Genomic DNA, 20,049 nt, shown 5'->3' on the forward strand with positions numbered 1-20,049 from the left:
CGTCTAGTTATTAACAATGTCGTCAATAAGTTGACATTGGTCCTATTTATATAATTAATAAGATAACATTAAACATATTCAACATCAGCTCAAAACGACATTCCGTTAACCAAACGATTACAAAATATTGATTCCCATCACACATAAAAATGGAGCAATATCACACAAAACCTACACATAATTATAAGTCAAGCCTCAAAAACAAATGAAACCAATGATTTATACCACACCTCGTATTTATAAAAATAAGTTAACCTTCGGTGGTAAAAGTTAGTATTATTCGTTCGATCTTTAACATATATAGTGTTACTTTATTGGCGTTTGGTCTTTATTCTCATTATTAAGACGCCTAATACCCTAGTATTATATTTATCAACAATAATTCATGGAGCATCTCATTAATGAGCACTCGGATTAAAATGTTATGTGCCGCTGTAATCATAAGTTCTCCTGCTGCTAGCCAAACCCTTGAACAAGCAGTATCGATCACTCTTGCTACTAACCCAGAAATTAAAAGCGCATTTAACGAATACGTAAGTAAGCGGTATCAAAATGAAGCTTCTGGAGGGGCATATCGTCCGAGTATCGATTTAGATGCAGGAATTGGATATGAAGCTGTAGATTTAGCGTCCGGTACCGAAGATGAATTAACCAGAAAAGAAGCAACAATTACTTTAACTCAGCTGATATGGGATGGTTCATCAACGCTTAATGATATGGATCGTACAGCTGCAGATGCAGAATCTGTCCGATATCAACTTCTTTCTGATGCACAAGACACTGCATTGGAGGTGACAAAGATCTACCTAGATTCAGTTAAAGCCTTTGAAATACTCAGTTTATCGGAAAGTAATTTGGCGGTTCATAAAGAGATATACAAAGATATCAAGCGACGAGCAGAATCAGGCATTGGCTCTACAGCTGACCTTTCTCAAGTAGAAGCTCGTATTGCTAAAGCCCATGGCAATCTTCTTGCTGCGCAAAACAATCTTTTTGATGTACATACCCAATTTAAGCGCATTGTTGGGCAAACACCACAAGGCTTAATTTTTCCAAGAGCGGATCAAAGTACATTACCTCTAACAGTAGACAGCGCAATAGAAGCAGCATTTACCAACCACCCTGTCATTAAAATATCAATGACCGATGTTGATTCTGCCAAATTTCAATATGATCAAACGAAAGGCCGAAATTACCCAACACTCTCTTTTGAAGCGGCTCAAACTTGGCGTGATGACGCTGGCGGTATTGAAGGGAGCAGTGATGAATTTTCAGCCATGCTAAGAATGAAGTACAACTTATACAATGGTGGGTCGGATTCCGCTCGTACTGATAGCGCTGCTTATCAACTGAATAAAGCAAAGGATTTACGAGATAGAGCTTACCGAAGTGTTGAAGAGGGATTAAGATTATCTTGGAGCGCACTCGACTTAACCGTACAGCAGAAAGAGTTCTTATCCGATCATGTAGACTCCGCTTCAGACACTGTCATCGCATATAATAAACAATACAGAATCGGCAAGCGAACATTGCTCGATTTACTCAACACTGAAAATGAATTATTTGAGGCCCGAAAAGGCTATGTTGATGCAAAGTTTGCAGAGCAATACGCTAAATATCGAGTTCTGAATGCTACGGGTAATTTGTTATCTTCGTTGCGAGTGGATATTCCTAAAGAGTGGGCAAAAAAGGTGGACTATTAATATGAAAATCGCATTACTACCACTGGCATTTTGTCTTCTGACTCATGCGACTGCTTCGTTTTCTCAAGACGAATATGACTATCGGGCGACACCAGAAGCTGAACAAATAGCCGATTTACTTGATGATGATCGTGATGGAGTGATCAACGATCGAGATTTATGCCCAGGAACGCCAAGCAAAGCTGAAATTGATAATGACGGCTGTGGTACTTATATTAAAACCTCAGAACAGATGAAGCTTCGAATATTGTTTGCTAATAATTCAACTGAAATCAATCCCGTTTTTCGTGGTCAAATCCGTCAAATGGCCGATTTTTTAAAGCAGTACCCTTCAACGTCTATCGAACTCCAAGGCTTCGCAAGCAAAGTGGGTAACCCACAAGCGAATATGAAGTTATCGAAAAGACGAGCAGAAAACGTTGAGTCGATGATCATCAGTTACGGTATTAGCCAAACTCGTATTCGCAATGTTGGCTTTGGTGATCATAACCTTTCAGAACAAGGGACAGATCAAGTTAGCCATGCGTTAAACAGAAAAGTTGTTGCCACCGTTGTTGGTCATAAAGGTGAAGTTAAAGAAGAGTGGACTATATTCACTAAAATAGGTAAGTAACTTAACTTTAAAGTTATCACTTGAGATTAGGGGCTATATGTCCCTTTTCCTTTTATAACCATCCTCTCAACTGAATATTTCGTGCATCTTTTACAAAAAATGGTAATCTAACCGCGTCTTATCTACCGAGAAATATACAATGAGCAAATTGACTGCAGACATCCAAGCAAACTTAGACCTTTTTGTTGCTGAAACCAAAGCAAACCAACTAGTTTGGGGCCTTAAAAATGATGAAGGCTGGTTAGCATGCGACTCTACAGAATTTGAAAATAGCGAAGTTATGCCTTTTTGGTCATCAAAAGAAGATGCTCAAGCTCATAATGTAGAAGAGTGGGCTGACTTTGAAATCTTAGAAATTCCATTAGATATTTTTGTTGAAGATTGGCTTTTAACTTTAGCTGAAGATGGCGTTTTGATTGGTACTAACTGGAATAGTACTTTAGATGGCAAAGAACTTGAACCATCTGAGATGGCGAAACTATACCTTTAGTTCAACATCTGAATAAAAGTAATCCTGAATAGAGGTTCTCACCCTATGCCTCTATTCAAATTGTCCCTTCGATGGTTCACCCCACCTAAATATAAAGTTATTTGAATCAATAATTTAGGCAATAAACAGTATCTATCTCACACTTCTTTAGACTCAGATAATAATTTGTTGTTCTATTTTGTATTCGTTTTTAAAATACGTCGTTAGATCACTTTAAGGTTTATTATGTTTATTCGTAGTTTAATCACGATTATTGTTTTCGTTTACAGCGCCAGCTCATTTTCTCACCAAGTAAACAATAATCAAGAGTGGAATTTAATTTACGAATACAACCTTCGTGATAATAAAGACAATGCGCTTAGTATGCTTGAAGAGAGATATAATTCATTATCTCCAGGTGCGGAAAAACTTTATGTCAGCTCTTTAATCTATGACTTCATGAACCGTTATCATCAGCCGTATTTTGGTCGATTAATTAAAAATCAACCTGAATATAGTGAAATGGAACAATCATATGTTCATGCTCTAAATGATGAAAGCAATGGTAATTTTATAAAAGCGAGTGAGCATTACCTATCTTTACTCGATATTATGAAAAAAAAGAATGACATAAACGGGAAAATGATTTTTGAATATCACTTGTGTAAAGTATTAAATCATCAAGCTCAATACTATAAAGCGAATTATTATTGCTCGGCCCTCCAAACACATGTCAATGACAATTCAAAATCCATACTCCCATTACATTTGGCACTACGAGTAATTGCGAACAATCAGTTCTTTCGTGGTGAGCATAATAATGCTCTTGCGGCTTATCTACACCTATTAGAAGTATTTCCAAATCACGGTGATATATCAGCTATATACAACGATATTGGAAACCTACTCAAAGTCATAGGTCGCTTTCAACAGTCTGAGACTTATTTACTTCAAGCGTTAAACCTTCGACTAAAATCAAGTAATTCAATGAAATTAGCTCAAGTTCAACATAGCCTCGCGAGCCTGTACTTAGAAAAAAAACAGTTCGACTTAAGTTTAAAGTATTTTAAGTCTGCATTGACAATTCTAAAATCTGAGAGCAATAGCTACGGACTAGGACTGACTTATATTGGGATTGGCGATGCCTATATTGGGAAAGGAAATCATCAATTAGGCGATTCATATCTAACTAAAGGGCTTGAATTTGCCGAAGATCTTGAAAACCAGAAAATGAAAGCGAAAATTTATCTGGCATTAGCTGAGTCTTACTATCAACGTACGCTTTATATTCCAGCTTCAAACTACGCAAAAAATGCACTTAGTATCTCTAAATTAATTCATGACTCTCAATATCAATCAAGCTCATTATTTATTTTATCAAAAATTTATGCAGCTTCTAACTCGTATAAAACGGCGTATGAGTATTATCAGACTTATTCTAATATCGAGCTTGCTAACCGAGATATAGATAATAGAAAAGCCATTGAAGCTCTTGATTTAACAAAAACAAATTTTGAGCAAGAATACAAGCGTTCAGAGTTATTTAATCTAAACCGATATCAAGCGTTACAAATTGAAACTATGCAACGACAAAGCGTGGCTTACAATTTTATCGTTTTTTCTTTGTTTATTATTATTTTGATTTTCATTTATCTAAATCGAAAAACAAAACGAAATGCACAAGTTGATAGTTTAACTGGTATTTTAAATCGCGCAGCTTCAATATCAACTATCAAGGCTCAACCTCACAATAATAATTCTGAATTCAACTCTATTTTAATTTTATTGGATCTAGACAATTTCAAATCAATCAATGACGGGCATGGTCACCCTACTGGTGATCTAGCATTGAAACATGTAACAAATACAATTTCATCTAAACTTGGTAAATATGACATCTTTGGACGATTAGGTGGTGAGGAGTTTATTATCTTATTAAGAGATGTCGACGAGTTAGATGTAAAATACCGTGTAGAAAGCCTCCATCAAGCCATTTCAATGAAGTCATTTATTTCTGAATCTAATCAAACTCTTAAAATCACTGCAAGCTTTTCATATCTTGCAACATCGAAATCATTACATGACTTTGACGATTTGTATTCCATTCTCGACCAAGCGCTATATCAAGCAAAGCAGAATGGTCGAGATTGTATTATTGACGCTTACAACGATCCTATTGATTTGCCAAGCGTTGTTTATTCTTCAACTCACTCATGACCGTTTGGCTGTTGGCTTGGTAATCATTCAAACCAATTTTACGTAATTCACATGAAGGGCAATCACCACACCCGTCACCAATAATTCCGTTATAGCATGTCAACGTTTTCGATCTCACCAACTCTAGAGCATCGTACTGATCGGCTAAAGCCCAAGTCTCCGCCTTATTTAACCACATTAGAGGCGTTAAAATTTCAAATTGACGATCCATTCCCTGCACTAAAGCAGTATTCATCGACTTCACAAATTCATCACGGCAATCCGGGTATCCTGAAAAATCAGTTTCGCAAACACCAGTGATGACACTTTGTGCGCCAATTTGATAGGCATAGATCCCAGCCAACGTTAAAAATAGAATATTGCGCCCTGGTACGAAAGAGTTCGGTAAACCATTATCCTGCAGTTCGTGAGACACTTCGATATCATCTCGAGTCAAAGAGCTTATTGCGAGTTCATTTAATAGACCAACATCCATCACTTTATGTGCCGTTACGCCTAGCTCACTTGCGAGATTTTTCGCCACTTCTATTTCCAGCTTATGTCGCTGACCGTAATCGAACGTAATAGCATGAACTTCATCAAACTCTTTAAGAGCTTGAACCAAACACGTAGTGGAATCTTGACCGCCACTAAATACAACGACTGCTTTTTTCATCTTAAACCTACTTAAAACATTAAAGGTAGCTCTATACCTTTAACAGAATGGATTACGCGATACTTAAATATTTATGAGTTTGAATCGATAATCGCCAATTTCTTGCAACACAAGTTTCAATGCATAACTGAGTTGCGCGATCCTTTTGACTTATTGGTTGGAGTGCAACTATCGCCTTATCTGCGGTTCCAAATGTTTCAATCAAGTCATCAAGGTGGTCGATATCCTTCTGGGTTCCGACTGGGTGTTTAATTTCATTTGCACGTAGAAATGCACTTTTCAAAATCGGAAGCTTACCTTTCATAGCTACTTTTGGTGACACTGTAACCCAAGTATTTGGTGTCACTTTCACTTCTGATGTACCACTTGTTTCAATTTGACACTCACAGCCCAAAACTTCAAAAGCTTCTGTTAACGGGATAAGATCATAGATGCATGGCTCACCTCCCGTAATCACAATGTGTTTCGCTGTAAAGCCTGAGGCTTGATACTGATTCACTATATCGGCAGCAGAAACAGAGCACCACGTAGGGCTGTCTGATGTTTTCGCTAATACTTCGGCAAGTGGACGCTCATCTTGAGGCGTTGCGTCCCAAGTTTGCTTTGTATCACACCAAGCACAACCTACGGGGCATTCTTGCAAACGTACAAACACGGCAGGTACACCTGTGAATACACCTTCACCTTGGATTGTTTCGAACATTTCATTAATTTTATACAACGGAGCCTCAACATAACCAACAATCAAAATTTCGAGGCAAAGACAGTAAATCACTCATCCTTCTGCGTCAAATTTAACGCCATTTTTTTCACTTATAAGGCTGAATTTTCTGGTAACTCAACTCAATCTTCAATATTCTGCTTTTTTCTTTCATTTTTAGGTAAGTAATGTACAAGCTCGTTGCACTCGATATGGATGGCACCCTACTCAATAGCCAAAAAGAGATATCCACCGAAAATAAATTAGCGATAGCTAAAGCTAAAGAATTAGGCGTCACTGTTGTACTCGCTTCAGGTCGTCCACTTGAAGGTATGAAAAGTAAACTAGAAGAGTTATCTCTTACATCTGATAAAGATTTCGTCCTTTTCTACAATGGTTCGATGGTAAAGAATGTTGGCACCAACGAAATTATCCATAACCATATCGTGGATGGAAAAGCCGCAAAACAGATTGCAAAACTCGCGCAAGAACTAAATGTTAATGTGCATGCATTCAGCCAGGTCCACGGTTTAATCACGCCTAAAGCAAGCCAATACACAGAACTTGAAGCATCTATCAACGGCTTGTCTTTAACTGAATTCAATTTCGACGACTTAGAAGATGATCACCCAATCGTCAAGACTATGATTGTTGCGGATCCAGCAATCCTGACAGAGACTATTAAAAAGCTACCAAAAGCGCTTTATGATCAATTTACTATTGTGCAAAGTGCACCTTTTTTCTTGGAATTTTTAAATCCGATGAGTAATAAAGGTGTTGGCATCAAAGCCATTGCAGAGTATTTAGACATCAAAGCTGAAGAAGTGATATGTATGGGTGATGCTGAGAATGACCACCACATGCTTGAGTTCGCAGGTTTAAGCATCGCGATGGAAAACGCAATGGATGAAACTAAAGCTATTGCTGATTACATAACATTGAGTAACGATGAGCATGGTGTTGCGGCTGCAATCGACAAGTTTATTTTAAATGCATAATTAGCTTATTTTAAAAGATTTAGATTTTCTATTGAGTCCGTTAAATTATTAACGGGCTTTATATTGAAACAACAAGTAGTATGCCAATCGATTCTACCTACTCCCGCTTCATGCTAAATCGACTAAGGTAGAACAGTAACCAAATCACAATCATCGTTGGAAAACGAATACTCTCAATAATCAATACATAAATACTGCTGAAGCTTAATTGATCTTTTAGATAATTAAGTAAGAAAATACTGATAATCATCACGCCAATAGAACCAATCAGAGGAATCAATGAGCGGTCTTCAAATTTAAACATATTACTTGGCAGTGAAAACACGACAGCAATCAAGATGATCAAACTTAGCCATTGAGTAAATATTGGTTGAGGCCAAATCATCATTAATATTAGGCAAATCAGTGCCATCCCACACCATAAACCTTTTGAAGAGAGTAGCTTTCCTAAGTCAATCTCAGGCTTTCTTTCCAAACGTTCAACATGCCAAGCAATGAGAACACCTAAAATAGCGCCAGCAACAATGTCTGAAAAGTAAGTAACCCCCGCACAAAGCTGTGATAAGCCAAACCACACTCCTATCGTAAAAATTAATGCTGAAAATTTGTTCCAATCTAGCCATTTTAGACTCGACATTAACACTAACGAACAGCTCACCCACAATGTAATCGCGATATTAGGAAAACTTAATCCAACATCAGGTAAGCGTTGTAACTCCGGGAAATAGGCATAAGGAGCAGGCAAAGAGAAACCCTGTCTAGCGACGAGAGCCAACAATGAAGTACAAACAAAAACAAACATTACCTTTATAGCCGCCTGTTTTTTCACACAAGAAAACAAGAGCGGAAATAGGATCAATATCAGCCAAGATTGACCAAATATATCTCCCGTAATAATAATAGATCCAATAATATTAGATAACGGTTCCGGCAGCGACGAAATTGAATTTTGTATTTTTTGGATCAGCTCGATTTCGCGCTGATGAAAGACCGGAGCAGCATTAATCAAATCTTCTAAATATAATGCCGGTTGCTCGCTTGCGATGGCGAATATTTTGCGAATGGCATTCCATTGTTCTGGGTATCGATACTGCGAAGCATTCACTCGATTCGGGTCAATCAACATCGCAGAGTTCGTCTCTACGCCATAGTGTGGAGCAAACCAAATAGGCAAGACATACCCACCTTCCCGATTCTGGAACTCATAAGCCACCAGTTCAGAATCAGATACACAATCAAAGATAACCGCCGTATCAGTGTATCCAATGACGCTCTTTGCCGTTACCACTAAACCCGTCTCTTCCCATGCTTCACGTTCAGCGGCAGCGCTTGCGGGCTCATGTGGTGATATCCCACCGCCAGGAAGAGAAAACTTACCTGTAATTTTCTCATTGACTAATACAATTTGTTCATCAGCCCGAACTAAGCATAAAGCACCTCGAATATTATCCGGTAGCGCTGTGCTTTGAGCATGAGAAGGAAATGAATAGCTGAGGCCGATAATCGAAATAAAGGTGATGCTAAACAGAAGGGTAAAATGAAGCCATTGAGTCGATCGCTGAGACACGATAAAAATCCTTGAATTAGTAATGCAGTGGTAGTGTATCTCTATTCTACGTTTTCTTCTGTGTCGATTTACCTATCGCTTTACGCATCCACTGAATATGATGAGTGAATCCCATTTTCTGATAAAAATGTTGGGCTGATTGGTTAAATTCCCAAACCTCAACGAACATCTGTTTTACACCATATTGTTCAAAAATGACTTCAATATGTTCAAACAATTTCTGCGCTATTTGTAATTGTCTAAATTCGGGAACAACATACAGTTCGTCAACACTTCCCATTGGAACAGGTTTACTGACCGTAGAGACTAATTCACAAAAATGCCCGGTGATAAATCCAATAATTTCATCACCTTGCTTTGCCACATACACTACACATTCTGGGTCATCGAGATATCGAGCAATACTTTTTTCCTGCTCAATATCTTCAGCCGTTTTAAAATGTTCAGGACATGCTTGATGATGGTGATCATGTAAATCAAACATTAAATCATTCAAATCATCCAGATCCGTGACAACTGCTGCTCTAATTTCAATACTGTGCATTAATGACCTATGAATTGACGTATATAAGTAGTTTGAATGAAGATTACCTGACGAACTTAGGAATTGCTATTTGTAAGATCGACAATCATACATACGAAAAACCCCTTCAATATCAATTGAAGGGGCTAATCAGCACTGATGACCAAAACACTACTCGTGATGAAGAGCTTGCTCAATTTCAGTTAAGCTTGATGGATCATCAATAGTCGATGGCACTGTATAACTTTCACCATCCGCAATCTGGCGGATCACTCGACGTAAAATTTTACCAGATCGAGTCTTCGGTAAGCGTTCGACGACAAGAGCATGTTTAAAGCAAGCGACCGGGCCAATTTCATGTCGAACTTTACCCACCAGCTCCCCTTCTAATTCTAAATCATCAATTTTAACGCCATCTTTCAGTACAACTAAACCTAGAGGCATTTGCCCTTTCAAATCATCATGTACGCCAACAACCGCACATTCCGCCACCGCAGGGTGACCTCCGACAATTTCTTCCATCTCTCCGGTTGAAAGCCTGTGGCCTGCTACGTTAATGACATCATCAATTCGACCCATGATGAATAGGTAACCATCTTCATCTAAATAACCGCCATCACCAGACACATAGTAACCAGGGAACTGACTCAGATAACCGGATTCAAATCTGTCATGATTACGCCAAACCGTCGGTAAACAACCAGGAGGTAATGGACGTTTCAATGCCACAAAGCCTTGCTGATTCGCCGCTAATTGGTCGCCAATTTCATTCAATACTGCCACTTGATAGCCAGGAATAGGTTTTGTAGCAGAACCCGGTTTAACTGGCATTAATTCTAATCCTGTTGGGTTTCCTGCTATCGCCCACCCAGTTTCAGTTTGCCACCAGTGATCGATGACAGGCTTATCGGTTTGCTCAATCACCCACTCTAATGTTGGTGGATCTAAACGTTCCCCTGCCATGAAAATAGTTTTAAGTTTAGATAAGTCATACTGGGCCAACAATTCGCCATTAGGGTCTTCCTTTTTTATGGCCCTAAATGCTGTCGGAGCCGAGAACAATGCTTGAACATTATACTCTTCACATACACGCCAAAATGCACCTGGATCTGGTGTTCGCACAGGTTTCCCTTCGAATAAAACCGTCGTGCAACCGTGAATAAGGGGAGCGTAGACAATATAGGAGTGCCCAACAACCCAACCAACATCCGATGCAGCCCAGAAAACACCATCTTGAGGCATATCGTAAATTGTGCTCATTGAGTATTTCATCGCAACGGCATGTCCACCATTATCACGAACCACGCCTTTAGGTTTCCCTGTAGTTCCTGACGTATAAAGAATATAGAGTGGATCGGTTGATAGTAGAGGCACGCATGCATGCGGAAGCGCACTGGCAGCGGCACTGTTCCATTCGATATCACGTTCATTATCTAATGTAGCCAAACATTCTGGTCTTTGATGAACGAACACTTTTTCAGGCTTCCATCGACTATCCATAATCGCTTGATCAACTAGTGGTTTATATGGCAATACCTTATTTACTTCTATTCCGCATGATGCCGTCATAATCACTTTAGGTTCAGCATCTTCAATTCGAACGGCTAACTCATTTGGGGCAAACCCACCGAACACCACCGAGTGGATCGCACCAAGTCGCGCACACGCTAACATTGCCATTGCGGCTTCTGGGATCATCGGCATATAGATAATAACGCGATCGCCTTTCGACACACCTTGTTCCGCTAGCATTCCAGCCACTTTTGCAACTTGATCTCTTAATTCAAGATAGGTGTATTTTTTCTTGGTGTTGGTGACCGGAGAATCATAAATAATTGCGGTTTGCTCTCCACGGCCTTGATCGCAGTGGTAATCTAACGCCAACCAAGATGTATTTAAAATCCCATCGGGAAACCATCTTTCAATGCCATTTTGATCATTTTGCAAAATCGTTTTTGGTGCTTCAAACCATGAAAGTTGCTGTGCTTGCTGTCGCCAAAATTGCTCAGGTTCATTTTGTGAAAATTGATATTCATTTAAATAAGCAGACATGATGCCTTCTCCTAATTTTGTCCTAGCCGCTAATCAGCCATTTCGCTGTCGTTCAGCTCACAAGTGTCAGCGGGAACTCTGACCCACCCTTCCATGAGAATTCTGGCACTGCGGCTCATCACCGCTTTTTCGACCATCCAACTTTGTGCCTTTTGACTCGCTTTTGCCCCAACTTTTAACGAACCAGAGGGATGACCAAACGTAACCGACTCTTTTACGTCACCTCCGGCAGCCAAATTCACCAATGTACCGGGAACACAAGCCGCAGAGGCAATAGCAACCGCTGCGGTTCCCATCATGGCATGGTGCAGCTTGCCCATAGATAGCGCCCTCACTAATAGGTCTACATCCTTCTCAGCAATGAGTTTTCCACTCGACGTTTGATGATTTTTAGGTTCAGAGACAAAAGCAACTTTAGGGGTATGCTGGCTTAGTTTTGCTTGCTCAATATCATCAATTAGGCCCATTTTCAAAGCACCATGAGATCGAATCAATTCAAACATAGCCAGGGCTTCAGGGTTATTATTGATATCATCTTGCAACTCAGTGCCTTGATAACCTATTGAGTGAGCATCAATGAAGATGGTTGGAATGCCCGCATTAATTAATGTTGCGTTCAATACGCCAACGTTTGGAACATTAAGATCATCAATTAAGTTGCCAGTGGGGAACATCGACCCATTACTGTCCGCTGGATCCATAAAGTCGACTTGAATTTCCGCCGCGGGAAAGGTAACTCCATCAAGTGAAAAATCGCCCATTTCCTGAACTTGGCCATTGCAAATAGGCACATGCACAATAATGGTTTTCTCTATATTAACTTGCCAAATCCGAACACTGACTATGCCGTCATTTGGAACGCTATCAGGATCAATAAGCCCACTATGGATAGCAAATGGACCAACTGCCGCAGACAAATTGCCGCAGTTTCCTCCCCAATCAACAAAGGCTTTATCAATTGAAACTTGCCCAAAAAGATAATCAACATCATGGTCAAGACTGTCACTTTTAGACACGATCACCGTCTTGCTCGTACTCGACGTTGCGCCCCCCATACCATCAATCTGTTTGGCATAAGGATCAGGGCTTCCAATGACTCGTAGTAGTAAGTTATCTCTCGATTTCCCTGCGACCTGCGCCGATTCAGGTAAGTCATTTAAATTGAAAAATACCCCTTTACTGGTTCCTCCGCGCATATAAGTGGCAGGCACTTTAATTTGAGGCTTGCTCATAATTCGAGGTTGAAGATTAGAATCAGTCATTACCTTCTCCCTATTGAGCCAAAAAGTCTTGCGCGAAACGTTGTAATACACCGCCAGCGTTGTAGACGCTCACTTCATCGGCGGTATCCAATCGACATGTCACAGGCACTTCGACTCTTTCTCCGTTAGTGCGGGTAATGATTAGGGCTAAATCGACACCTGGCTCAATGTCACCAATAACATCATAGAGCTCACTACCATCCAGTTGCAGACTTTGACGATTAGTCCCAACCTTGAATTCGAGAGGCAAGACCCCCATTCCGACTAAATTAGTACGGTGAATTCGTTCAAATCCTTCTGCGGCAATCGCCTCAACGCCAGCTAACCGAACGCCTTTTGCCGCCCAATCTCGTGATGAGCCTTGGCCATAATCGGCTCCTGCAACAATGATGAGTGGCTGTTTACGATTCATGTAAGTCTCTATCGCTTCCCACATTCGGCTGACTTTGCCTTCTGGCTCTATTCTGGTCATCGAACCTTGCATCACTTCTCCCTGCTCTTTAACCATCTCATTGAACAGTTTTGGATTCGCAAACGTTGCGCGTTGAGCAGTTAAGTGATCACCACGGTGGGTCGCATAGGAGTTGAAGTCTTCCTCTGGCACTTCCATTTTTGTGAGGTATTCTCCGGCGGCACTGGAAGCAAGAATGGCGTTTGATGGAGACAAATGATCGGTGGTAATGTTATCGCCTAGTACGGCAAGCGGCCTCATTCCTGATAACGTTCGAGCACCTGCCAATGCACCTTCCCAATATGGTGGGCGACGAATATAAGTACTCATTGGTCTCCAATCATATAGTGGGTTGCTATTACTCTCTTCATCATCGAGCTTAAACATTTGAATATAAACTTGATGGAATTGCTCAGGCTTAACACTCTGCTTCACTACCGCATCAATTTCTTCGTCACTTGGCCATAAGTCATTGAGATAAATCGCGTTGCCTTCGTGATCAACACCCAAAGCATCTTTTTCGATATCAAAGCGTATCGTACCTGCAATCGCATAAGCCACAACGAGCGGTGGTGACGCCAAAAATGCTTGTTTTGCGTAAGGATGAATTCGCCCATCAAAGTTTCGATTACCAGACAAGACCGCTGTGGTATAAAGATCACGATTGATAATTTCTTGCTGGATGACAGGATCTAGCGCACCACTCATGCCGTTACATGTAGTACAAGCATACCCAACAATGCCAAAACCTAATTGTTCAAGCTCAGGCAACAAACCTGCCTCTTCTAAATACAATTTTGCGACTTTTGATCCGGGAGCAAACGAGGTTTTCACCCACGGCTTACGCACCAATCCAAGTTGATTCGCTTTTTTCGCCAGTAACGCCGCTGCAACCACGTTCCTTGGGTTACTGGTGTTTGTGCATGACGTTATAGCCGCAATAATAACTGCACCATCAGGCATCGTTTTATTACTGTCTGAACCGTCTTGCTCTTGCCACTCTCCAGCAATCCCTCTCTCTGTTAGTTCGGCGGTAGGAAGCCTACGATGAGGGTTTGATGGCCCAGCAAGATTACGCTGTACCATAGACAAATCGAACTCAAGTACGCGTTCATATTCCGCATTAACTAAGTCATCCGCCCACAAGCCAGTTTGTTTTGCATAATGTTCAACAAGCGCCACCTGTTCTGCATCTCGCCCTGTGAGCTTAAGGTAATTGATGGTCTGTTCATCGATATAGAACATGCCCGCTGTTGCACCATATTCAGGGGTCATGTTCGAAATGGTGGCTCGATCTCCAATCGTGAGGTCTTTCACACCGCTTCCGAAAAACTCTAAATATGACGACACCACTCGCTGACTTCTTAAAAACTCCGTTATCGCCAATACAATATCTGTCGCAGTAATTCCGGCTTGGCGCTGGCCTGTTATTTTCACTCCCACAATATCAGGTAAGCGCATCATGGACGGACGACCAAGCATGACGGTTTCCGCTTCCAAACCACCCACACCAATAGCAAGCACACCCAAGGCATCAACATGAGGAGTATGACTATCCGTTCCGACACAAGTATCTGGAAATGCGACACCTTGTTTCACTTGAACCACTGGCGACATTTTTTCTAAATTAATCTGGTGCATGATGCCGTTACCAGCAGGAATGACACTGACATTTTTAAATGCGGTTTTACACCATTCAATAAAATGGAATCGATCTTCATTTCGACGATCTTCTATCGCTCGATTCTTTTCAAATGATTCACTATCAAAGCCTGCGTGCTCAACGGCTAATGAGTGATCGACGATCAATTGAGTTTCAACAACTGGGTTAACCTTCGCGGGATCGCCACCTTGAACCGCAATGGCATCTCGTAGACCAGCCAAATCAACTAATGCCGTCTGACCAAGGATGTCATGGCACACTACTCGCGCAGGATACCAAGGAAAATCCAATTCACTTTTACGCTCAATAATCTGTTTTAGTGAATCAGTTAATGAGCTTGGCTCGCAACGTCTTACTAAATTCTCGGCAAGCACTCTTGATGTATAAGGCAAAGAGTCATACGCGCCTGCTGCTATGCTATTCACCGCTTCACGGGTATCGAAATATTCAACTGAAGTACCCGCTAGTTTTTTCCGATATTGTCTGTTCATATTTACATCACTCATAAATCCATCCATGCATTTTATTATTATCGTTAGTCACGCAGTTCAATTGGCAACCAATCTTGATGCTCAGGGCCATCGTAATCGGCACTTGGGCGAATAATTCGGTTGTTCGCTCGCTGCTCGTAAATGTGTGCAGCCCAGCCAGTTAAACGACTCATAACAAAAATCGGAGTGAATAGTTTGGTCGGAATATCCAAGAAGTGATAAGCGGAAGCGTGGAAGAAATCGGCATTACAAAACAGTCCTTTTTCGCGTTTCATCACGGCTTCTACGCGCTCAGAAACCGCATAAAGATGTGTATCACCAACAGCAGTCGACAATTCTTTTGACCAGCGTTTTATGAGTGCATTTCGTGGGTCACTTTCACGATAGACGGCATGTCCGAAGCCCATAATTTTGTCTTTGTTTTCTAGCATCGTAAGGATTTTAGATTCTGCCTCATCCGCCGTTTTCCAATTCTCGATCATCGCCATTGCTGCTTCGTTTGCTCCGCCATGCAATGGACCACGTAAGGTTCCTATTGCTGCCGTCACACACGAATGAATATCTGAGAGTGTTGAAGCGCAGACTCTGCCAGCAAATGTTGAGGCATTGAATTCGTGCTCTGCGTATAAAATCAACGAACAATGCATCACTTTTTTGTGCAATTCAGTGGGTGCTTTATCGGTCAGCATTTTTAAGAAATAGCCACCTGTGCATGTTTCACTTTGATCTTCTGTATCGATGCGCACACCATCATGGCTAAAACGATACCAGTAGCAGATCATGGCTGGAAATAGAGCCAACATGCGTTCCGTCGCTTGTTCTTGCTCAGAAAAATCTTGTTCCTGCTCTAAGTTACCTAGCATTGAACAACCCGTTCGCATCACATCCATAGGGTGCGCATCCGCAGGGATCAGCTCCAAGGCGGCTTTCAATTCTTGCGGTAAACCTCGTAAACTGACTAATCGAGATTTGTAGAGATCCAATTCGGTCTGATTCGGTAGGTGGCCTCTCAATAATAGATGAGCGACTTCTTCAAATTGTGCGTTATTGGCTAAGTCGGTAATGTCATAGCCACGATAAGTCAGCCCTGTTCCTGACTTCCCTACGGTACATAATGACGTGGTTCCTGCGCTTTGGCCGCGCAATCCTGCACCACCAATTGCTGGTTTTTTATCGATTGTTGTTGCTGACATTGTGAACTCCTTTTCAGCGGGATCTCAGCCTTTTTCTATACTATGGTGCTTATCACGGCATCTTATAGTGCGTGATAGTGAACCAAATACATCGACTTCCTAACGAATGTACTGGTTTATATCGACCAATAGTTAAGGGCTATTTTCAGTCTCTGAGACCACACTTCTTACGTTATTGGATTAAGTTAATATTGACGAATTCGTTAATTACACATCAGATTGCTCGTTAAAAAGCTTATCTAATTTGTCTTCATAATCATGATAGTTAAGGTGTTGGTATAGCTCTTTTCGAGTCTGCATTGAGTCTAATAGTGCCTCTTGATTGCCGACCTCAAGTAAGTGTGAGTAAACCATTTCAGCGGCTTTATTCATCGCCCTAAACGCACTTAACGGATAAAGGACCATATCGACATTCGACTTCGCCAAGTCGTCGCATCCGTAGAGAGGGGTTTGCCCGAACTCAGTGATATTGGCAAGAATTGGGACATGTTTGCCACACGCTGATTTCAGAGCTTGAGAGAAAACCTCATACTGCTCTAAAGTAGTCATCGCTTCAGGGAAGATCATGTCGGCACCAGCGTGAACACAAGCAATCGCTCGTTCAATCGCACTATCAATACCTTCAACGGCAAGCGCATCAGTTCGCGCCATAATCACAAATTCTGGATTCACTCTTGCGTCCGCTGCCGCCTTAACTCGGTCAACCATCTCTTGTTTGCTGACAATGGCTTTATTTGGACGATGGCCACAACGCTTCTGAGCAACCTGATCTTCCATATGAATGGCCGCTGCGCCTGCTTTTTCCATCGCTTTGACAGTACGAGCAATATTAAATGCGCCCCCAAACCCAGTATCGATATCCACCAGCAGTGGCAAATCACATGCATTAGTAATACGCTCTACATCCACCAGCACATCATTCAATGTTGTAATACCCAAATCAGGTAATCCGTATGAAGCATTGGCGATTCCCCCACCGGATAGATAAATCGCTTGATGACCCACATTTTTCGCCATCATTGCACAATACGGATTCACGGTTCCGACAATCTGCAATGGCTCGTTTTGCTCTACAGCCTGTCGAAATTTAGCGCCTGGACTTAAGCTCATTTTTCTTCTCCCTGTTCATTGTCTAACTGCTGCTCTATCAAACGACGGCTGCCTGAGATGTGTCTTCTCATTAGCATTTCGGCTAACTCTTCATCTCGGTTTGTTATCGCTTGAAGAATATATTTGTGCTCATCCAGCGCCTCTTCTGGCCGTGAATGAGATCTGGGTGATTGGTAGCGGTACATACGCAAGAGGTGATATAGCTCGTCGCACAGCAACGACACTAGCTTTTTATTGCGGCTCGCTTTAATAATTTGATAATGGAAATCAAAGTCACCATGTTGATGAAAGTAAGACGCCCCTTCAACTTGATCGATATGTTCTGAATGTGTCGACAGTACCGCTTCTAAACTACGTATTTCTTCTGCCGTAATATGGCGAGCAGCCAATCGTGCCGCCATACCTTCAAGTGCTTCTCGTACAGAATAAAGCTCTAAAAGGTGTTCAGTAGAAAAGCTGATGACACGTGCGCCAATGTGAGGAATTCGTTCAATCAAGCCTAGCCCTTCGACACGCATGATTGCTTCTCGTAATGGGCCGCGGCTTACCTCAAATCGTTTAGCCAGTTCAGGTTCAGAGATTTTACTGCCGGGTGCAATGTCACCTTCAACGATGGCATCAATCAAGTATTCAGTCAGGTTTTCAGACTTAGTATTCTCTTTACTTGTTGCTTTGATTTTTGGCTGCATTGCTATGTTCATATTCATCACTCGTCCGCGAGATAAGTTGTCAACAATTTGTTAACCTGAATATAAAATAGACGATCAAAGTGTCGACAATCAAGTGAATTGTCGACAATTTAGACTAAGGTCTAGAAGGGTGAATTTTAGGGGACATTAGAGTATTAAAGGAAATATGACTGGTAACGCTTTGGTGTAACAGCAATTCTTTTTTTAAAGTTACGCTGAAAATGAGCTTGATCTGAAAATCCAAGACTATTTGATATGTCGACAATTTTACAACCTGTTCGTAACATTTGTTTGGATTTTTTAATTCGAGCATCCAACAAGTACGCATGGGGTGACATACCAAAGTAGTGCCTAAAACGACGAATAAGATGATATTGACTGATACCAACTTCAGAAACTAACGCTTCTAAACTCAATTGTTCACCGATTTGATCTAGTAGCATCTCTTTTATACGGCGCATATTAGAGCAAGGGCGATAGATTTGGTTCTGTTGCAGACTATCCATTGAATTTTGCGCATTGAAGCATAGTTCTAAAAAGTCGACCAACTGCACTTCACACGTTAATGGCTCATAATTTTGGTTCAATGATTGAAACAGGTGATTAAAACTCTGATAAAAAAGTTCTGATGTTTCATATTGACGCTCAAAAGGGTGATAATCAATGCGGTTATGTTTGAACAGCTGAGATTGAATCTCCCCCATCCAATGGGCGTCAATGAACAGCATTCTATACGACCACTTTCCCTTCGCTGGGTTACAACTGTGCACATCACTCGGATTAATGGTGACGGTGTCCCCTTGACTGATCGAATGGTTTGTCTGTCGGTTTCTATATAATGCGTTTCCCTGATCAATGATCCCAAACGAAAACTCATCATGTGAATGTTGATGATAACAAGCCGTTGATCGGGTCGCTTTTCGCATCTCAACAAAGGGCAGCAAGTCGCTTCGCTTAAAGAATACGGAATTATCTTGTTTCACAACTCACCCTCCTTGGTAAAATCATGCTATTTCAAAGTGCTTTTTAACAGCCCTGCTCTTAATCGGCAAGCCACATGGATAGAACCGAACCAATAAGCAACATAGCCATAATCAAGTTAAATATCACCTGTCTACGTTGTGATTGCAAATACTGTCCTATTACACTCCCGGCAACCGCCCATATTGAAACCCCAATAAAGCAAATCACAAAAGAGAACAGGCAGAATATTGATAGATAATAACCACTGCTTCCCTGACCAATCACATATAAGCTGACCCCTGACATCGATACCATCCACGCCTTCGGGTTTACTCCCTGAGAGATTGCGCCATCAAATAAGCTAGGTGCAGACAGCCTCTCTTCTTTACTTCCTACGTTAGGTTCAGCCGTCGCGATTTTAATTGCCATATAGATCAGAAATAGCCCACCGACAATACGCATTCCTCCAGAAATTTGAGGAACAAACGTCGTTAAACTTTCAAGTAAAATGCCAGCAAGAAATACAATTAAAGTGTATGAGATCGTCGCGCCCATGACATAAGGCATGGCTCGTTTGATCCCATAATTAGCAGCCGTACTGGTTGCAATGACATTAACCGGGCCCGGAGAAATGGAACCCACTAAGGCAAAAAGCGCCATTGAAATAAAAACAGTGAACATAATTAAATTCAGTGAATGTGTGGTACCGACAGCCTAGGCTGAATGTATC

Annotated in this window: 16 protein-coding genes and 1 pseudogene; 5 read left to right on the plus strand and 12 right to left on the minus strand. The window is 41.2% G+C overall.

Annotated elements, in window-relative coordinates:
• Nucleotides 1–401: 401 nt before the first annotated feature.
• The 4 genes from OCV39_RS08000 to OCV39_RS08015 all read left to right on the plus strand — a co-directional run bounded on the left by OCV39_RS08000 (nucleotide 402) and on the right by OCV39_RS08015 (nucleotide 5,002).
• Nucleotides 402–1,703: a TolC family outer membrane protein gene (locus tag OCV39_RS08000; RefSeq protein ID WP_017052646.1), complete on the plus strand. Its 1,302-nt coding sequence runs from the start codon at nucleotides 402–404 to the stop codon at nucleotides 1,701–1,703.
• Between the two features lies 1 nt (nucleotide 1,704).
• A complete protein-coding gene (locus OCV39_RS08005; protein ID WP_017052647.1) occupies nucleotides 1,705–2,316 on the plus strand; it encodes an OmpA family protein in 612 nt (203 codons plus the stop codon).
• A gap of 139 nt (nucleotides 2,317–2,455) precedes the next feature.
• Entirely contained in the window at nucleotides 2,456–2,806 is a 351-nt protein-coding gene (locus OCV39_RS08010; protein WP_017052648.1) for a DUF2750 domain-containing protein, read from the plus strand.
• A gap of 225 nt (nucleotides 2,807–3,031) precedes the next feature.
• Nucleotides 3,032–5,002: a GGDEF domain-containing protein gene (locus tag OCV39_RS08015; protein WP_261888236.1), complete on the plus strand. Its 1,971-nt coding sequence runs from the start codon at nucleotides 3,032–3,034 to the stop codon at nucleotides 5,000–5,002.
• Here OCV39_RS08015 and queC read toward each other — a convergent pair.
• Both queC and queE read right to left on the minus strand, forming a co-directional pair.
• A pseudogene (queC, locus tag OCV39_RS08020) lies at nucleotides 4,959–5,660 on the minus strand (7-cyano-7-deazaguanine synthase QueC); the annotation flags it as partial. The gene OCV39_RS08015 and the pseudogene queC sit on opposite strands and share 44 nt — an antisense overlap.
• A gap of 49 nt (nucleotides 5,661–5,709) precedes the next feature.
• Nucleotides 5,710–6,378 carry a 7-carboxy-7-deazaguanine synthase QueE gene (gene queE, locus OCV39_RS08025; RefSeq protein ID WP_136993869.1) on the minus strand — a complete coding sequence of 223 codons (669 nt, stop codon included), beginning with the start codon at nucleotides 6,376–6,378 and terminating at the stop codon, nucleotides 5,710–5,712.
• Between the two features lie 167 nt (nucleotides 6,379–6,545).
• Between queE and OCV39_RS08030 the strand changes: the two genes are divergently transcribed.
• Nucleotides 6,546–7,355, plus strand: a complete 810-nt coding sequence (locus tag OCV39_RS08030) for a Cof-type HAD-IIB family hydrolase (protein WP_261888237.1) — start codon at nucleotides 6,546–6,548, stop codon at nucleotides 7,353–7,355.
• Between the two features lie 97 nt (nucleotides 7,356–7,452).
• Here OCV39_RS08030 and OCV39_RS08035 read toward each other — a convergent pair whose 3' ends face one another.
• The 10 genes from OCV39_RS08035 to OCV39_RS08080 all read right to left on the minus strand — a co-directional run bounded on the left by OCV39_RS08035 (nucleotide 7,453) and on the right by OCV39_RS08080 (nucleotide 20,000).
• A complete protein-coding gene (locus OCV39_RS08035) occupies nucleotides 7,453–8,922 on the minus strand; it encodes a phosphatase PAP2 family protein (protein WP_261888238.1) in 1,470 nt (489 codons plus the stop codon).
• 46 nt (nucleotides 8,923–8,968) lie between these two features.
• A complete protein-coding gene (locus OCV39_RS08040; RefSeq protein WP_261888239.1) occupies nucleotides 8,969–9,466 on the minus strand; it encodes a GNAT family N-acetyltransferase in 498 nt (165 codons plus the stop codon).
• Between the two features lie 150 nt (nucleotides 9,467–9,616).
• Entirely contained in the window at nucleotides 9,617–11,497 is a 1,881-nt protein-coding gene (locus tag OCV39_RS08045) for a propionyl-CoA synthetase (protein WP_261888240.1), read from the minus strand.
• A 29-nt stretch (nucleotides 11,498–11,526) separates the two neighbouring features.
• On the minus strand, nucleotides 11,527–12,759 hold the full coding sequence (gene prpF, locus OCV39_RS08050) for a 2-methylaconitate cis-trans isomerase PrpF (RefSeq protein ID WP_261888241.1): 1,233 nt from the start codon (nucleotides 12,757–12,759) through the stop codon (nucleotides 11,527–11,529).
• A 10-nt stretch (nucleotides 12,760–12,769) separates the two neighbouring features.
• Nucleotides 12,770–15,379: a Fe/S-dependent 2-methylisocitrate dehydratase AcnD gene (gene acnD / locus OCV39_RS08055; protein ID WP_390903214.1), complete on the minus strand. Its 2,610-nt coding sequence runs from the start codon at nucleotides 15,377–15,379 to the stop codon at nucleotides 12,770–12,772.
• Nucleotides 15,380–15,408: 29 nt separating this feature from the next.
• Nucleotides 15,409–16,557 carry a bifunctional 2-methylcitrate synthase/citrate synthase gene (gene prpC, locus OCV39_RS08060; RefSeq protein ID WP_261888243.1) on the minus strand — a complete coding sequence of 383 codons (1,149 nt, stop codon included), beginning with the start codon at nucleotides 16,555–16,557 and terminating at the stop codon, nucleotides 15,409–15,411.
• A gap of 207 nt (nucleotides 16,558–16,764) precedes the next feature.
• Nucleotides 16,765–17,667 carry a methylisocitrate lyase gene (gene prpB, locus OCV39_RS08065; RefSeq protein ID WP_017052660.1) on the minus strand — a complete coding sequence of 301 codons (903 nt, stop codon included), beginning with the start codon at nucleotides 17,665–17,667 and terminating at the stop codon, nucleotides 16,765–16,767.
• Complete coding sequence (locus tag OCV39_RS08070; protein WP_029203382.1) at nucleotides 17,664–18,374, minus strand: GntR family transcriptional regulator; 711 nt, start codon at nucleotides 18,372–18,374, stop codon at nucleotides 17,664–17,666. Before OCV39_RS08070 ends, prpB begins: the two co-directional genes overlap by 4 nt.
• A 137-nt stretch (nucleotides 18,375–18,511) precedes the next feature.
• Nucleotides 18,512–19,339 (minus strand): helix-turn-helix transcriptional regulator, encoded by an 828-nt coding sequence (locus OCV39_RS08075; protein ID WP_261888244.1) that lies wholly within the window; start codon nucleotides 19,337–19,339, stop codon nucleotides 18,512–18,514.
• A 58-nt stretch (nucleotides 19,340–19,397) separates the two neighbouring features.
• A complete protein-coding gene (locus tag OCV39_RS08080) occupies nucleotides 19,398–20,000 on the minus strand; it encodes a LysE family translocator (protein WP_171756517.1) in 603 nt (200 codons plus the stop codon).
• Nucleotides 20,001–20,049: the final 49 nt, after the last annotated feature.

This window comes from Vibrio cortegadensis (assembly GCF_024347395.1).
In the GTDB taxonomy this organism is placed as follows: Bacteria; Pseudomonadota; Gammaproteobacteria; order Enterobacterales; family Vibrionaceae; genus Vibrio; species Vibrio cortegadensis.

Bases quoted from the DNA above. Each gene is read 5' to 3' on its own strand.
- OCV39_RS08000 (WP_017052646.1), top strand. From the start codon at position 402: ATGAGCACTCGGATTAAAATGTTATGTGCCGCTGTAATCATAAGTTCT.
- OCV39_RS08005 (WP_017052647.1), top strand. From the start codon at position 1,705: ATGAAAATCGCATTACTACCACTGGCATTTTGTCTTCTGACTCATGCG.
- OCV39_RS08010 (WP_017052648.1), top strand. From the start codon at position 2,456: ATGAGCAAATTGACTGCAGACATCCAAGCAAACTTAGACCTTTTTGTT.
- OCV39_RS08015 (WP_261888236.1), top strand. From the start codon at position 3,032: ATGTTTATTCGTAGTTTAATCACGATTATTGTTTTCGTTTACAGCGCC.
- OCV39_RS08030 (WP_261888237.1), top strand. From the start codon at position 6,546: ATGTACAAGCTCGTTGCACTCGATATGGATGGCACCCTACTCAATAGC.
- OCV39_RS08040 (WP_261888239.1), bottom strand. From the start codon at position 9,466: ATGCACAGTATTGAAATTAGAGCAGCAGTTGTCACGGATCTGGATGAT.
- OCV39_RS08045 (WP_261888240.1), bottom strand. From the start codon at position 11,497: ATGTCTGCTTATTTAAATGAATATCAATTTTCACAAAATGAACCTGAG.
- prpF (WP_261888241.1), bottom strand. From the start codon at position 12,759: ATGACTGATTCTAATCTTCAACCTCGAATTATGAGCAAGCCTCAAATT.
- acnD (WP_390903214.1), bottom strand. From the start codon at position 15,379: ATGAGTGATGTAAATATGAACAGACAATATCGGAAAAAACTAGCGGGT.
- prpC (WP_261888243.1), bottom strand. From the start codon at position 16,557: ATGTCAGCAACAACAATCGATAAAAAACCAGCAATTGGTGGTGCAGGA.
- prpB (WP_017052660.1), bottom strand. From the start codon at position 17,667: ATGAGCTTAAGTCCAGGCGCTAAATTTCGACAGGCTGTAGAGCAAAAC.
- OCV39_RS08070 (WP_029203382.1), bottom strand. From the start codon at position 18,374: ATGAATATGAACATAGCAATGCAGCCAAAAATCAAAGCAACAAGTAAA.
- OCV39_RS08080 (WP_171756517.1), bottom strand. From the start codon at position 20,000: ATGTTCACTGTTTTTATTTCAATGGCGCTTTTTGCCTTAGTGGGTTCC.